This is a genomic window from Halomicroarcula saliterrae (assembly GCF_031624395.1).
GTDB classification, from domain to species: Archaea; Halobacteriota; Halobacteria; order Halobacteriales; family Haloarculaceae; genus Haloarcula; species Haloarcula saliterrae.
Genome location: NZ_JAMQON010000001.1, coordinates 838,776 through 854,234, shown reverse-complemented (window position 1 = coordinate 854,234; position 15,459 = coordinate 838,776). Strand labels below are relative to the sequence as shown.

Genomic DNA, 15,459 nt, shown 5'->3' with positions numbered 1-15,459 from the left:
TCAACCTTTTCTCAAATCAATCTTTTTACAATCTGTATGATTATATGGCGCATCACCCGCTGAAATACTGCTCTGGCTCGGTGCGAATACTAACGACGTCTCCTTGAGGAGCCAGCAACCTTGTGACAACTATTGCTGATTTCCGCCGAGTGACCCATTACCATACTTGTATACAAGTACCCACCAATGCAATACAACAAACATCCAATGGTTTCAGCAGATACTGCGAAAGGAACGCTTCTCGGCCTTGCTTGTGGGGACGCGTTAGGGCGTCCTGTTGAGTTCCGCTCCCCGAATCAGATCACGAAACAGCACGGCACGCTCACCGACATGGTCGGTCACGGCACGCACGGTAAAACCGCTGGCACCGTGACCGACGACACTGACCTCGCACTCTGTAATGCCAGGAGCCTCGCCGAGCAAGCGGCGTTCGACGGGCAGGATATCGCTGACCGCTTCGCAGCTTGGTACGACGATGGGCCGTTCGATGTCGGCCTGATGACCGCCGACGCTATCAGCGAATACCAATCCGGTACGTCGTGGCGTGACGCTGGTCGAGAAGTCTGGCAACGACGCGCTGAAGGTTCTAACGCCGGGAACGGCAGTATCATGCGGTGTGCACCGCACGCCATCGCGTTCGCCGACGCCCCGGAAACACTCGAACGCGTCAGCAAGCAGTCCTCCGCCATCACGCACTATGACCCACGATGTCAGTACGGGTGCGTACTCCTCAATCACACTATAGCTGGCTATCTCAACGGGTTTGACGACCCGCTCAGCGATGCAATTGAACAAATCGAGGGCGATGCCCCGGACGAGCTCGTGGAAACGATTCGCCTCGTCCCTGACCTCGTCGGTGAGAAGCAGTTAGAGAATACGGGCTACGTTGTCCACACACTCCAGACGTCGCTGTACGATGCCCTAACCACAGACACCGCCGAAGACGCGATTATCACGTCAGTCAACCGCGGCGGGGATACAGATACACTTGGTGCGGTCACAGGTGCGATCGCCGGTGCAAGGTTCGGGGCAGACGAGCTACCAGAGCGGTGGCTTGACACACTGGAATACAAGGATGATTTGGAACTCCTCGCGCAAGCACTCGCCACAACGGATGTGGATGCAACTGTGTGATGCACGATTCCAATAGGTTGTCCGAGATTGAGGACGCTTCTACCGTCGGCAAATCAGTTCAGATTACGTTCTAATGCGTCAGTGAGTGTTTTTGTGACGTGGTCCTCGACCGATGTGTCCTCATCAATCTGCGAGCGGACTGCCGCTATCATCACACCGTCCAGTGATATTGTGACACCATCACTGGTCTCTTCCAACTCTTGTCGCAGTGCGATATCGAGTAAGTCACTGACTCCATCGATTGCTGGTTCTTCTTCAGCCAGCGCCTGTAGTAACCGCTCATGTCTATCTGAAAGTTCGACATCTACCTCTGCCCGGGAGTTGGATTCGCTTGCCTCACTAGCGATGCTATCCTTCTCAATGGCCTCTTTCAGGAAACCAGTGACCGCTTGTGAGAGGGTCTCGTCGAGAGATTCGTCGCGTGCTCGGGCAGCGGCCAGCAGGACCGCGTCAATAGTGTATCCAGCGCCTTCCTCGGCGGTCGGTTCCTCGGACGGGCCGTCGGGGCTTTCGGTTATCCCGTCGACAGTCAAATACTGGCCGTCTGGTAGCGGTAACGCATACAGCTCACCATCGACGTATGGGAAGAAAATCGGGTCAGCGTCCGCGTACGAAATCCCGATTTCATCAACGACCTCACGTGGAAGCATTACCCCTTTGTCTTCTGGCGGCTCTGGCCACTCACTCTTGTACTGCGGTAGCGAACCCGGTTCGCCACTCCCGTCACGATTGTCACAGCGTTCCCGCCACTGCCGATAGCTATTGAGCCACCGCTCGAAGTCTTCGTGATACTCAGTGCTAGCTAACTCGTCATCCTCGAATTCGACGTGGTAACGGCCGTCCCGTTCCTCAATATCAATGGCCGTGTCGTAGTACTGCGTTGCGACGGCCTTTGCAACGCGGTACGGGCCAAGTGAGAGTCGATACCGCTCGTACGCTGCATTTCGCTGTGGGAAGGTTTCCTCACTGGTTTGATCAGTTCCCGTCGAGGCGTCGCCCCACGATTCCAGGACCGGTCGATCACGGGCCGTAGGGTCGTCGGCGTTTGCGGCCGCATCGTAGACCATCGCTTGGAGCGTGCGGACGTGTTCGTGCGCCTCGTCAGCTGTCACTAACTGAGTTTCGTCGTCGATTCGCTCGAACAATTTCACCCCTTCATTCTCCAGGGTAACGAGCGTCGAAGCCACATCATCATGTGACTTGTAGCTCGGCACTTCGCGGAAGGTGTCACCCAACGCGCGGAACTCCGCTGCACGTTCGAGCAGCTGCGCACCATCCTCAACGGTATCTATTGCATCCGTTTCAAGCGGTTGAGCAACTAAATGATAGAACGTGGCTTCTTTGTCCCCTGTCGGATTGCGAAGGACTCGACCGATGCGCTGGACGAGTGACGCGTTCACCCCTCCGCGAGAGACGTTTACCGCAACCTCTGCGTCCGGCATATCGACACCGGTCCCGAGGAGATCGCCAGGACCGATTATGACCCCCTGCGAAAGCTCGTTAAACCGCTCGATTTTCTCCAGGCGGTCCTCCGAGGAATCAGTAAACGCCACGATCGCATCATCGCTGATACCGTGTCGCTCTGTCAAGATAGAGCGGAGTTCCGCCGCGGCATCGTACGACCGGACCAAGACGACAGTTTTCTGCGCCGGGGCGTGTTCAGCGACGAGTGCTGCGATGGCTTCCGAATCGGGTGCCGTGTTCCACCGGAGTGGCTTGCGAGCGAGCAGCGCTGACGCGAACGCGTCAAACTGTGTTGAACTGGATCTGAGGTCGCCTCCGTTGTTCGATTGCACGAACGATCGCAAGTCGTTATAATCGACGATGTCCGTGGGGAGGTTTGTCGCGTCTACGTTCAGCCGATCAGCGTTTATCGTTCCGGTTTCGGAATCGTAGCTCGCCGAAGTGATTCGAGTCTGACTCCCGAGGCGGTCCACGCGGTCGCCCGTCACAGGCAAGTATCGAACCTGCCAGGTGAAGTCGGCGATCACACCTTCGCGGCGGGCTTTTGCGACGTCGAATTTATAACACTGATCCAGATGTTGTTCGAGGGCGTTCTCAGCTGTCTCGTCACCAGTCCAGCCACTGTCGACGGACCCGGACATCGCCAGAATCGCGTCCGCTCCGGCTGTCAAGTCCTCGAAGAGGTCCCCCCATCCGCGCCCATCAGTCTTCCCACTGGAGTACCGGTGAGCCTCGTCGAGAATCACTAAATCGTACCGGGTAAACTCCGGCGTTTCGAGGAGTCCCTGTGCTGTTCTGAACTCGATATCACCCCACGAGAGTTCGATCATCCGATCATCATCCGAAACCGGTTCGGTACGGTCACGCGGGATATCGAGGTGTTCGTCTAACTCCGCCCGCCACTGACCGAGCAACAGCTCCGTGCCGGCCACAATCAGTACGCGAGGGCGAGTCGCGGCTGCAGGGATGTCACTAGTATCTCTCAGTTCCGGTGCTTCCGACGTATCTGTCGGATGTAACGACCCGTATCGCAATGCGATTGCTGCGAGCCCAAGCACTGTTTTCCCCGTTGCTGTCGCCATGTCGACGTATCCCCGCTGTTGGTTGGTGTGCCATCGCTCCAGCGCCTCTCGTTGATGATTCCACAGCGGCGTGGTCATCCGGGCTTCGTCTAATTGCTCGACCAGTTCGGCAGAATCAGTGTCCGAAGCCGGTATTTGCTCGACGAGTGCCTGTGCATACGCATCGACACGCGGGTCGGAAAACAATCGAGCCGTTAGATCGCTCACAGAGTCAGTGTCGCGTAGTGCCCGGAGCCCGGCTCCGTCGTTCCCACCCGACTTGACGCTTCGTTCGATTGCTGCCGCCGCCGTCTTTTCGAGTAACGCTTCCAACGCCCGGTCGATATCCATCGAACTGCCGGTCTCGCGGAGCGTGTGCCGCAGCGAATTGAGCTGGAACGCCAAGTCTCCGATTGTCTCATAATCGTATTCGCGGAGGTTCGCTGCAAGCGGGGAATCCTCACCAGCGATCTCGATCAACCCTTCAGTGTAGAATTGGCCCGTCGCCGAATCGAAATTGAACTTATCGATTGTCCCACCGATGTCTGTCGGGTCATCAGTTGCTCCGACAGCGATACCACGAAGAATATCAGCAGCAGCTCGGTCGACCTGTGCCGGATACGTCGTCGGGTCAATCTCGTCACGTTCGAGCCTATCTTTCCTGAACTGTTCGGACGGTGTCGTGTGATCGTCCCGTGACTGAAGTGGGTCGTTACCTGGCATCTGTGTAGTGTGTCCCGTATGCTTTCGTATACCGCACTAATTTAGACTACTCGACAGGATGTTAGTACAATACAAAAACCTTCCCGCGCAATTTTCAGTTGTAAGTACGCCAAGACACGATTTGCGGCTAATTTCGCAGCAAAATAGTTACGGCTATGTATCACATCAGGCATGGCATGACAGGTGTAAGCCGCGAGCAGCTCATCGCAGATTTGCGAGCTGCGGACAAAGAAGCGGCAGGCCCGCCCACCGTGTCGACTGTCCCTGCGGAGTGTGAAGGGACTATCAGAGAATACGTCTCGACGTTCGACACGTGGTATGGAGCGCTCGAAGCTGCAGGCCTTGCAGCCGACATTTCACCGCCGGGAGTTGATCAGGAGACGCTGGTTGAAGATCTACAGCGTGTTGCGTCCAAAATTGATCGGTCTCCGACCGGTGATCATATCGCTGATCACGGCGACTATGACATCGAGACGTACGAACTCGTGTTCGGTTCGTACGTACTCGCCTTGGAGGCGGCCGGCATCGACCCCGAGACGACACAGTATAATTTCAGTGAGGTAGAGCCGCCCGAACACCGTGACACCACGAAGAATGTTCGCTATCTTCGTGAACATGGTCCGACACCGAGTTCAGAGATGCCTCTCGGATCAAGCGTCAGCGATCGGAAACACGGTATGTGGCGCTTCGTTATGACTAGCGGCCAAGGCAGTACTGATAACGGTGGTGGGGCGACTGAAGCCGTCTACTATCTGGATGATCAGCACGATGCCAAGTCGGTTTTGCGAACGTTTTTCGAAACGAACGATGCCCTCGTGAGGAACAAATCGCGGCACGGAATCATACTCGGTGTCCGGAACCACAGCCCTGATTGGGTCGATACTGCAAAGGACCTGCTCAATGACATAGCCGCGGCGAGCGATCACACCGATGAGACAGACGTCGGTGTCCTTGTCGTAACGCCAACCGACGACACCCTCGTTCAGGGCGTCGCACGGACTGTAGAAACACCGGTAGAGAATATCAACGTCATCGAGGGGGTTGACGCGGACTCCGGATACGTCCTCGGCATGCCGGAGGAGCAACAGGCACTCTGGAATCGCGTCAACACCGGCGACATCGTCATGAGTCAGACGGAGACAGGAGTTCACACGTTTACTGTCGAACAGACAGTCCGCGATTGGAACGCCACACCGGACCTGTGGGCAGAGTACGACGATGGTGTTCGCGTAGCCGGTCCAGACCGTCCCTGGCCCTACCTTCTTGTCGGCACGACCGGTAGCGAAATCGATCTCGACCTGCAGACGTTCTGGAACGCGGTGTCCGCCGACGAAACATCCGAACAGATCCAGTACGTTCCCGAGGAAGCTCTCGCAGAGCTCAGAGCAGAATCCGACACGTTCTGGAACTTCGTCTCCGAACGGACCGAGCACAACGACGTTGGGGCGAACCAGCATCACGCGGAAGACGCCGAGAAGAACTCGCCAGCGAACAACACTCGGCACACAACCGACGCTAGTGCCTCCGAGAACATCACTGTTGAAATCGATTCTACAATCGCTTTCCTCATCTCAGACCAGCAATCCGACGATGTTGCGAGTTTGGTCGGAGCGCATCTCAAACAGGCAGTCGATGGTATCGACCCTGCAACCTCAGCGGTAACGAGCACGTCCACAACAGCAGTACGGGTTGAACTCACAGGGACACAGCGAACACTTATCAGAGCACTGTGTGGAGAAGATGCTGATTACAAATCGATAGATGCCTTCGTCGAAGACGCCATTCGCACACACTTGGAGATCCCCGACACAGAAGAGGAATTCTCCATCAGTCTCAGCGGAACCACAGCCATGGTGCTTGAACGTCTTGTCGAGAGAGACGGGACAGAGATCAACGATCTCCTCTCGGAACAGATCGCTGAACTTGTGGCAAAAAGGATATAGAGACTTGTAGTGTGCACTCTACTATCTATACAAAATCTCGAAGATTGGCTTACAATCTACACGTTCCATGCTATCCGCCCATCTCATCAAGGGAGAAATCCGATTCATCGGTCAAGCTACCACCAGAGCTCTGTTGATATTCGATATCTGTTGGGTCTTCGACTACGCCGACAAAGACAAGCGACTCACCGAGGAAGGTCACTGCGTGATTGGCTTTGTTAACGATTACACTCCCGCCTCCCTTCTCAGCATGGATGAACGAGGCGACGTCCCGATAGCTTTCTGATTCGATAAATTTCCGCCCATCTCGACTCCTGGTGAACGGTCGACCTTCGGCATCGACACTGAATTCGAACCCGTCGCTTGGTCCTGGATACGGGTCGCCTTGGGCTAGTTCCTCGGGATCTGGAATCGTTTGACTCGCCGGGGGATCGGGAATTTCGCTGTCAGTCGCTTGCCTGAGATGCCCGGTAATCGCGTCTTCTTCAGTTTCCCACGTTAGATGTCGGACCTCTGCCTGTGAGAGCTCCTCCCGCCAGTCGTATCGCTCGAAAATGTTCGCATCGACGGTGTCTCGCGCATAGAGAACGAACAACTCTGCTTGCTTATCCGGGTCTTCGCCCGTCCGAAGGATACGGCCGAGCGTCTGGATACGCTGTCTGATACTCCCTGAAGATACACGTACGATACCCACGTCAGCAGATGGGACGTCAACGCCTTCGATTAGCGCCTTGACGCTCAGCATTACGTTTGCAAACCCGTCGTCGCCGAACCATTCGATAGCGAAATCGTTCCAGGCCTTGTTCCTATGCCCCGAATGGTACATAACGGGGCGATAACTCGCAGTGAAAAACAGCTCTTCCAGCTTCTTATCGATTCGTTTCAGCGCCGGGTATCGCTCGTAGAGTTGTGCGCGGTCGACATCCGTATCCGTGAGTTCGCCTGTTCGAACGTCACGGCCCCGTGTTTCACTCGGAGCGACCATCCGCTCTAACTGCTCGATTCGTTCTTGGAAAACAATCGCTTTCTGGTCGTTGTCCACACTTTCTGAGAGCAGTTCCAGCGTTACGGCTTGCCGAGCAACGGCGTCAGCTACCAGTTCCCGTCGCTCCTGCGTGTATTTGAAGTAGTCCGAGATCGCCGGCGTCGCCCTGTCAGCGTTGTTCCGGATGACTTGCAGTTTCCGTGAGAAGCTCCCACTGAGTTCGTACAGGCGGTTCTGGTATTGCCGCTCGATGTCCGTTACCGCGTCGACTACTGCATCGGTCAGCCGCTGATACGCCATCTGTTCGGCGTCGGTGAGGTCAAACCCGATGTAATTAATCCGGAAGTCAGGTATCAGGTCACGGCGTTGTCCCTCGTCGTACGACAGTTCGTAATAGATCTCGCCGAGATTAGCGACCAGCATCTCGTCTTCCGGACAGCGCTCGTCAGCGGTCGGATCGGATAGCGGGGTCGCAGACAGGCCTAAGCTGGCTGTCCTGTCACAGTCGAACACGTTCGAGAACGTATCGCCAGTGTAGCGATGACATTCGTCGGCGATGAGGAGATGCTCACTGACACCTGCGGCTTGCAACGTCTCTGAGAGTGCGTCGTCTTTAACTGCGGAATTGACAATCGAGACAAGGACTCGACACCCACCTTCGAACCCGTCCTTGTGCCCGTCACCTAGCCATCCGATGTCGTCGGACGGGACACCGAGTGTCTCGACGAGTTCCTCCAGCCACTGGTGCATGAGTACTTTCGTCGGAACGACAACTGTAGCTACGCCGTCCGGGTGATCTGCGAGCCACTGACGCAAAACTTCCAGCGCCATCACTGTCTTCCCCGCACCAGTCACTACCTGTGCGATACCCCGCTCCGTATCCGTCTTCTCACCAGTGAACCATTGCGTCGCGGCTTCTTTTTGCCACTCGTACAGTTCGAACGTTCGTCAGGTGCGGTGTCCGCGGCATCCACCGTCGCTTTCTTCTTTGTCGACGCTTGGCGTGTGTGAAGTGGTGGTTGAGGGCCGGGTTGGTCGCGTGGTTGACCAGGGTTTGCAGCGTGATTGGGTGACGGTGGTTGACCCTGAGGTTGTGGCGTGGTCGCCGGCCCATACGCGCGAATCGTTGCGTGTTGATTCGGGTGAGTGGTCGTCACCAGGGTGTGCGGCGTGTGAGTTGGTTGCGGCTGAGGGTGGTGAGGCGTGATGGTCGATTTTGACACGTCTGATCTCCCAATTGAGTTCGAGCTACCTGTCGAGGAGGCTCTGATGCTCCCTGATCTGTACGTTGGCCTCGATGCCGGGCTGCTGGCTCCGGGTGATGGGATTGTAACCGATCGGCATCATGCGTCGTCGGATCGCTACGAAGCTGACGACCCACAGAACCAGATTGCGGGCCAGATTTCCCCGTTCGCGCTGTCGGGATGGCTGCGTCATGGCTGCGAGGCGGTTTTGCAGGCGGCAGGTGCGTCTGCGTGCCATCCCGGCGAGTCGAATGCGAACTTTAGACTTGAGGACGTATACGACCGGGATTTGGAATCCGGGTATCATGAGAAAGGGTCGTGCCAGGACGATGTGGATGCTGGCTGTGTGGTGTACGATCTGTTCGGTGGGTTTGGCGGATCACCGGGGAAGTTGATTCGTCGTCCAGTGTCGTTCTCGCCGGTCCGTAGCCAAGTAGATGTCACGAGGGGTGAAGCCGAGGCGCACTATCGCCAGCTGCACACACAAGTCAGATCCAGGAACGAGGAGGATGGTGGGCAGCCGCTGCGGCACTCGACGCGGGACGTGGTCGGGAATCTCGTGGGGACGTGGAAACTCACGTTGCGGGAGACGAAGCCTGAGTTCGTCGGGCTCTTGCTGGAAGCTGTCGCGTTCCTGGATGCGCATAGTGACGAGTATGCCTTCCAACTTGGGGGCGCGAGGAATTTCGGCGCGGGCATGGTCGACGCACAGGTCCTGAACCCGCTGTACTCTGAGGATGAGGTGTCGAATATGTATGATCGGCGGAAGTCGCCCACCAACGAGATGGAGCGGAAGGATGAGCTGTGGCAGACGCGGTGTCGGGACAAGTTCGTGGAGGCGCTCCAGGCCCGCACAGCGCGTCGTGATGGTGACCTGCCGGTGCCGGGTGGTGATGCGGCGTGACGTCGGACGTGCCGTTCGAGTCGCCGCACGAGGGGCCTGAGTCAGATGTGGATCCAATGGTCGCGGCGTTTCGCCATGATGTGCATAAGTTGCGGGGCCGGTCGCATGATGCGGCTCAAGAGGTGTTCCGCGACGCCAGGGTGAACGAGTCGGTGCCGTTGGGTGCTGATGGGGATGCGGCTCGATTGTCGCGGCCGAAAGGCGCGCCTGATGAGACGGTGGCGAATCACCAGTCGCCGCGCCGGTTGTCGCTCGTGACGGGCGGGACGGCCGTAGCGTCTGATCGGATTCGAGCGTCGGACGATGCGCCGCTGGATTGGTTGGTGTTGTCGACGGATCCCGAAGTGCTGCATTCGCGGTGGTTGACGAGCGAGGCCGCGGCAGCGTACAATGAGTCGGTGTATTACCCGTACACCTCGCTCAGGTTCCACGTGCTGCTCGTAGCGGCGTTGCTGGATAATTACCGGGCCGGGCATGAGTTCGCAGACCTCCACCTCGTGGCGACGCCGTCAGGCCCGCTGCCGGACGAAGGTAGGACTGCTGCAGCGGCCCGGGGGTCCGACGCAGTTGAGCCGTTTCGAACTGTCCTGTGGTCGCCGGTCATGTCGCTGCACGTAACGGGCGAGCCGGGGGACCGGCCGTCGGCTCCGTTGGGGTCGTGTCCGGCACGGTCGTTTGCGGATACGTGGTCCAGGTTGTCGGCGCATCCGTTCGATCAGAGTTGCCGGCGGTGGCGGCGGTTGGATGCGCAGTTGCGGCGGGTCCGGTCGTGGTCGACGGCGCTCGCGTACATCGAGGATTACGTCGCAGTGTACGGGGACGGTGATGCACGGTGAACCCGATATTCTCCACTGGAAGCGCAGGGGGTGTGAAGGCATGACACAGGTACAGCAGGTACTGTTCGAGTTGGAGTCGGACTATCAAGGGCACGCGTATCACGTGACGGGGAACGCGTTGTTCAATGCGCTCGCCCGTCGTGTCGACGCCCGGGCTCGCAAGCAGTTACAGGTGAGTCACGGAGTGTTCGTCCCGAGCGAGTACGGGGAGTACCCGTCTGCGCATTCCGAAGTTGGGTACGCCGGGGTGCTTGGGAAGTCGCTTCCGGCGGTCGAAAACTACGCGGACTTGTTCCTGTACAGAGACGCCGCACAACGATGGTTGCTGGATTCCCGGCCTCGGGACGCGCATAACGTGCCGGATATCCAGAGTCATGGTGGGCGACTCGCGTTCGCGCCACGGTGCTGGTTTGGGCGGCCCGAGAACGTCCGGAATTCGAAGCGATCAGTCCAGTGGTTCGTGCAGTGCTACGTACACGGCGGGCACGACGACGATGTCCTCCCGCTCGACGATGATGTGCTGGACGGGTTGCGTGTCGGGGCAGCCAGGAATTACGGGCTTGGCGAGCTGTCCCTGAAAGACACGCAGCTCGTTGAATTGGATGAATTAGACTACTCCCGCGTTGAGGACACGGCGCTCAACTTAGAGCTCGTGTCGCCATTCGTTCTGGAGAGTGAGTACCCGGGGGCTGACGGGCAGGACGTCCCGTGGTGGTGGGGTGTTGACGGTGAGTTGCGTCGCCGGGAAACCCGGCTCGTGAACGGTGAAGAAGTGCACGTACTTGAGACGGTGGATCACGGGCAAGTGGTGGATTTCGCGGGGACCGACGCGGTTCGAACGGCCAAGAATGGCGTGCTTCGCGTGGGGACGCATGCGAAGTACGGGTTCGGTGAGTTCCGCCTTCGACCAGCTAAGCGGGATCGCGTGCCGGAACGCGCCGTCGGTGTCGGGGGTGCAACCTCGTGAGCGACGCGTTAGAGCAGGTCGCATTCGATATCGAGACGACCGGGTTTGACGTCGACGATGTCGTGACCGTGGTCGGATTCAGTCTCCCATTAGGGGTGCGTGTGTTCTGCCAGACGGCCGAGCGAACCCGTGACGGGCTCGAAGAGGACGTGCAGGACCGCGTTGAGGAACACGTGATTGTGTCGGTCCACGACTCGGAAGCCCCCTTGTTAGAGGCGGTGGCGGAGTTCGTGCAGATGCGCCTCTACGATGATAACGTGCTCCTCGTCGCGTACAATGGTGAAACGTGGAATGGTGGCTTCGATGTACCGTTCCTTCGAACCCGATTTGCGGCGAACGGCCTTGACTGGCCGTTCCTCGACGTGCCGTACGCGGACCTCTTCCCGGTGATTAGGAAACTGTTCAACACGACCGTGGATGGGGAGTCACAGTCGAGTCTCACGGCAGCATACGACGTGCTGTGCGGTGACGAGTTCGGAGAGATCGATCCGTTCGATGACAGTAAGGAGGCGGTGGTCGCGTTCAATGAAGGACGGTTCGTGGACGTGATTCAGCATAACGTCTCGGACGTGCTTCGAACGGCAGCACTTGGCAGCGTCGCGGAACGGTACTGCAGTAAATCGGATTTCCAAGTGAAATCGTTAACCCCGACGAGTCACGGGTGACGCGGCCGAGTTGACGGCGAGTAGTGTGGCGAGGACAGGCGGTATTGAAGCGATACACCAGGTAGACGCCAGGTATCGACGCGGGGCCAACAAGCGGCTGATGAACGCAAAATGCAACGACAAACGCGGTTCGATCACGGTGACGTATCGGCGACAGATCAAGAACGCAGTATCGACGGAGAGGTGAGAGCATGACCGAGGATGTGTCGAACGAGACGGTGGATCCGGAGACGAGGAAGGACGTGTTAGCGGCTGCGGGGCATCGCTGCAAGTGGTGTGGCCGGGACGGTCCGGGTGCTGGCGGCGTGGCGGCGCTGCAAATCCATCACGCGACGCGTGATGTCGACGAGATGGACGAGCACGACTTAAGGAACCTGACTGCAGTATGCCGGCGCTGTCATAACTGGCTGCATAACCAGCCATCGGGCGACGAAGTCCCGGTCGAGCTTACTGAAGCGGACTCGACGGTATTACTGCCGCAGGACGCTGAGATCATCCAAGTGTTAGCAGAGCACGGCCCGATCCGAACAGGTGACATCGTGGACGAACTCACGCCGGATCTCTCCGTGACAGCAGTCCGGGAGCGCTTGTGGGTGTTGATGGGCCTCGACAATAAGGTCGAAGGACGCGACCGGCAAATCATCGATCAGGACGCAGACACGGGTGAGTGGGGCCTCACTGAGCAGATATCGAACTCTGCTCGCGGCCGCATTCCTGATGACCCGCAAACCCTGTTACAGCGTGCTGAGGACGAACGTGTCCGGCAAGCCCTTGACCGCGGGTGTAGCCGTGACGAGGTCGCTGATGTGATCGGTGTGGTGGGGCGGACAACGTGGCACAAGGAAAAACGCGCGAGAGCGTACGCATTCCCTCTAAACGCGTTGGATGACAGAGGCGGGCGACCGTCGGCCAATGTCGAAGATGGTGACTCACTAACAGAGATGCCACCTGCTGAGGGGGACGACGGTGCCGAGACGCAGCAGCGACTCGACGCAGTGGAAGACGGCGCTGACGGTGAAGCAGGGGTGCTGAGCGATGGCGGCAAGGCCGATCAGGAACCGACCGAGGAAGACGGTGAAGACATCTCGTGGTCGGATGCGAAAACGCAGTTACAGCAGACGATCGAGGCGTTAGAAGAACTCGAAAAGGCGCTGTAGACTCTCACGCGGTCAGGTTACGCGTCGTCCAGTTGCGATATCTTCGTGCGTAAGTGGTCGTTGAACTCGTCACCATCGACGCCGTGGTGGGTTGTGTAGTGGCAGTTCGGGCAGAGAGCCACGACGGTTGCCGTGTGTCTGACCCGCCGTCACTCAGTTCGTTAATATGGTGGGCGTGGAGATACGGTTGCCTTGGTTCACTGGTGTGCTGGCTCACCGCAACCTTCGCATTCACAGTTCCACGGACTATGATTAACCACGTAGTTATGTGACAGGGGCGGCTTGGTAGTGATGGAATGAAATATATCGCGTGAGCGTTTGCGTGATAGTATCCTGTTGATTTGATGGCTCGGACGTTGTTCGTACACGTTGATGAGAGTGGGAACCCATCAAACGGGTCATACTATGTAGTAGCTGCTCCGTGGTGTCTTTCTGAGCGGGGCCGGGCGAATGAGGTGTTACGGCATACGGCTGATGAATTGAAAACGATTGCTGAGAGTGCGTTGCATGGGTCTCGAACGTTGTCTGAGCTGAAGGGATCTGCATTACCGGTTGCGGTTGTTAATACGACTGTTGGGTGTTTGAATCAAGTCGAGTATGATGACCCGACAATTGAGCAAACCCGGTTGCCGTGGGAGATTACGCACCCGATCCGATTGTCAGTGCATGCGGTGAACCCGGATATCGGCAATGACGTGTTGACAGACGTGATTGGGAACTTCGATGAATCTGTTCAAGAATTGAAGACACTGGCGTTATGCAGCGTGCTAAACCCGGTATTTCAGACGACGCACGTAGCTCTGAGTACGATTGATTCGATGTGCGTCGTTCTGGATTCTGAGGTGTGGCAAAACCCTGCGGAGAAGGTAGCGACTGTGTTAGATCGTACTGCGGATGAGATTCCGCCGATTGAATTTGACAGTCGTGATAGTAAGGACGCGCCAGGGCTACAGGTTGCTGATGTAGCGGCATACAGTTGGGCTCGGCATCAGCGGAAAGGAGACTGTGAAACGGCCGTCGAAACGCTGCATCCGCTTCGGTTCGCAAAGAAGTAACTCCAGAATTATGCTCTCGGAAAGGCTACCAGGTAGCCTCACGGAACTCAGTACCCTCAAGGAGGGATCATTGATCCGTGCGCCACCTGCTCATATACACATATTCAGCGAGGCGATTTAATTCTTCCTACTGCCCTGTGGCGAACCGTGCTCAGACAGGATGGTTTTGAATAGCGTGATACTCGTAGTACTCGGTTGCAGTACTGAGAGCGTCAGTGGTGCGTACAGGTGGTATCAGAACCACCGGGATGTCGAGATGTCCAAGTTGACCAATGAGTCGCGCCCGGAGATCGCTCAGGGCCTCGAAAATAGTGAGGGCAACACCGCCTCACCAAGATGCTACTCGCCGACGCAAAGCAAAGTCTCTCCTCGACCTGTCTCTTTAGAGTTGGCTGTGGCTCGGGATACCATGTAGGGTTGATCGAATCCTAGTCTTCGAGGAAACCTGCGCCAGCAGCATCGATCAAGCAGAAAGTGTGACGTCTTTGTCCACACATTGTTTTGCTGCTTGTTGAATCCTGACACACACACATATTCGTACCACTATTCTGATAGAAAAAGCAGTCACTCTCAATGCTCACCAATACCTTCGTTTCGAAGTAACTGGCACACCACCACGATAGCTCCTGTCGCCTCACCGCCACTCATGTATAGAACCGTACCGGGCATCCACAGTGTGCCTAGTGAGCACTGTCCCTTACCAAACTGATACAAGCAGACACCAGCCTAACCACATGGCGCTTGAAAGTGGTAACCCATCCGGCAACTGAGATTCCAATGCCACGGGAGGTAAATCCTCCTCAGCCATCTATTAGACCAACCCCCTTCGGAAAATTTCGGGGGGTATAGAACTGGTCTAGACCCCAATCGACGCTCTTAGATATAACTTTGCAGTTTCTGAAGCGCTCTAAAGCTGCAAGCAAAACCAGTGTCTTGAGACACACCCCGTCATACAGCCATAATATCAATGTAAATCAGGGCACGGTCTGTCCATAACCGCAAGACGGCAAAGGGGTGAATTGGCGGGATTTCTCCAAAAATTCAGTGGAGGGACCCTCGACCAGTTCGATGGTGATTTCAGACGGTGTTAATAATACATTGACTCTAGGCACGATTTGTTCATAACCGCAAGACAACGAGTGGGTTTGGACCAATGTAAATTAGGGCACAATCTGTCCATAACCGCAAGACATGAGATATAGTATTATTATTGACATTGAGAGATCTCAGTCTGAGTTATTAACGGTCATTCCTAGATGTTAGAATCTTATCTATTTGCTGGAGATGGCTAGTAATGCAAATCACTCACAAAATGTCCATA

11 protein-coding genes are annotated in these 15,459 nt (G+C 56.8%); 9 read left to right on the top strand and 2 right to left on the bottom strand.

The window, feature by feature from the left end; all coding sequences use genetic code 11:
* Window positions 1–207 precede the first annotated feature (207 nt).
* Window positions 208–1,134: an ADP-ribosylglycohydrolase family protein gene (locus NDI56_RS04630; RefSeq protein WP_417935949.1), complete on the top strand. Its 927-nt coding sequence runs from the start codon at window positions 208–210 to the stop codon at window positions 1,132–1,134.
* Between the two features lie 53 nt (window positions 1,135–1,187).
* Here the strand turns inward: NDI56_RS04630 and NDI56_RS04625 are convergent, their stop codons facing one another.
* Window positions 1,188–4,382, bottom strand: a complete 3,195-nt coding sequence (locus tag NDI56_RS04625) for a DEAD/DEAH box helicase (RefSeq protein ID WP_310918256.1) — start codon at window positions 4,380–4,382, stop codon at window positions 1,188–1,190.
* Between the two features lie 176 nt (window positions 4,383–4,558).
* Between NDI56_RS04625 and NDI56_RS04620 the strand changes: the two genes are divergently transcribed.
* Window positions 4,559–6,325 carry a homing endonuclease associated repeat-containing protein gene (locus tag NDI56_RS04620; protein WP_310918255.1) on the top strand — a complete coding sequence of 589 codons (1,767 nt, stop codon included), beginning with the start codon at window positions 4,559–4,561 and terminating at the stop codon, window positions 6,323–6,325.
* 70 nt (window positions 6,326–6,395) lie between these two features.
* Here NDI56_RS04620 and NDI56_RS04615 read toward each other — a convergent pair whose 3' ends face one another.
* Complete coding sequence (locus NDI56_RS04615) at window positions 6,396–8,246, bottom strand: DEAD/DEAH box helicase (RefSeq protein WP_310918922.1); 1,851 nt, start codon at window positions 8,244–8,246, stop codon at window positions 6,396–6,398.
* On the opposite strand from NDI56_RS04615, the gene NDI56_RS21830 reads away from it, so the two are divergent.
* The 7 genes from NDI56_RS21830 to NDI56_RS21710 all read left to right on the top strand — a co-directional run bounded on the left by NDI56_RS21830 (window position 8,206) and on the right by NDI56_RS21710 (window position 14,138).
* On the top strand, window positions 8,206–8,517 hold the full coding sequence (locus NDI56_RS21830) for a DUF8112 family protein (protein WP_470303399.1): 312 nt from the start codon (window positions 8,206–8,208) through the stop codon (window positions 8,515–8,517). The genes NDI56_RS04615 and NDI56_RS21830 overlap by 41 nt on opposite strands.
* Window positions 8,517–9,458 (top strand): hypothetical protein, encoded by a 942-nt coding sequence (locus NDI56_RS04610; protein WP_310918254.1) that lies wholly within the window; start codon window positions 8,517–8,519, stop codon window positions 9,456–9,458. The genes NDI56_RS21830 and NDI56_RS04610 overlap by 1 nt, the downstream gene beginning before the upstream one ends.
* Entirely contained in the window at window positions 9,455–10,294 is an 840-nt protein-coding gene (locus NDI56_RS04605) for a DUF8168 family protein (RefSeq protein WP_310918253.1), read from the top strand. Before NDI56_RS04610 ends, NDI56_RS04605 begins: the two co-directional genes overlap by 4 nt.
* 40 nt (window positions 10,295–10,334) lie before the next feature.
* Window positions 10,335–11,261 carry a hypothetical protein gene (locus tag NDI56_RS04600; protein ID WP_310918252.1) on the top strand — a complete coding sequence of 309 codons (927 nt, stop codon included), beginning with the start codon at window positions 10,335–10,337 and terminating at the stop codon, window positions 11,259–11,261.
* Complete coding sequence (locus NDI56_RS04595) at window positions 11,258–11,926, top strand: hypothetical protein (protein ID WP_310918251.1); 669 nt, start codon at window positions 11,258–11,260, stop codon at window positions 11,924–11,926. The genes NDI56_RS04600 and NDI56_RS04595 overlap by 4 nt, the downstream gene beginning before the upstream one ends.
* Window positions 11,927–12,117: 191 nt before the next feature.
* The gene (locus NDI56_RS04590) at window positions 12,118–13,083 is read left to right on the top strand and encodes an HNH endonuclease (RefSeq protein WP_310918250.1); all 966 of its coding nucleotides are present in this window, start codon (window positions 12,118–12,120) and stop codon (window positions 13,081–13,083) included.
* Between the two features lie 344 nt (window positions 13,084–13,427).
* Complete coding sequence (locus NDI56_RS21710) at window positions 13,428–14,138, top strand: DUF3800 domain-containing protein (RefSeq protein ID WP_417935940.1); 711 nt, start codon at window positions 13,428–13,430, stop codon at window positions 14,136–14,138.
* Window positions 14,139–15,459: the final 1,321 nt, after the last annotated feature.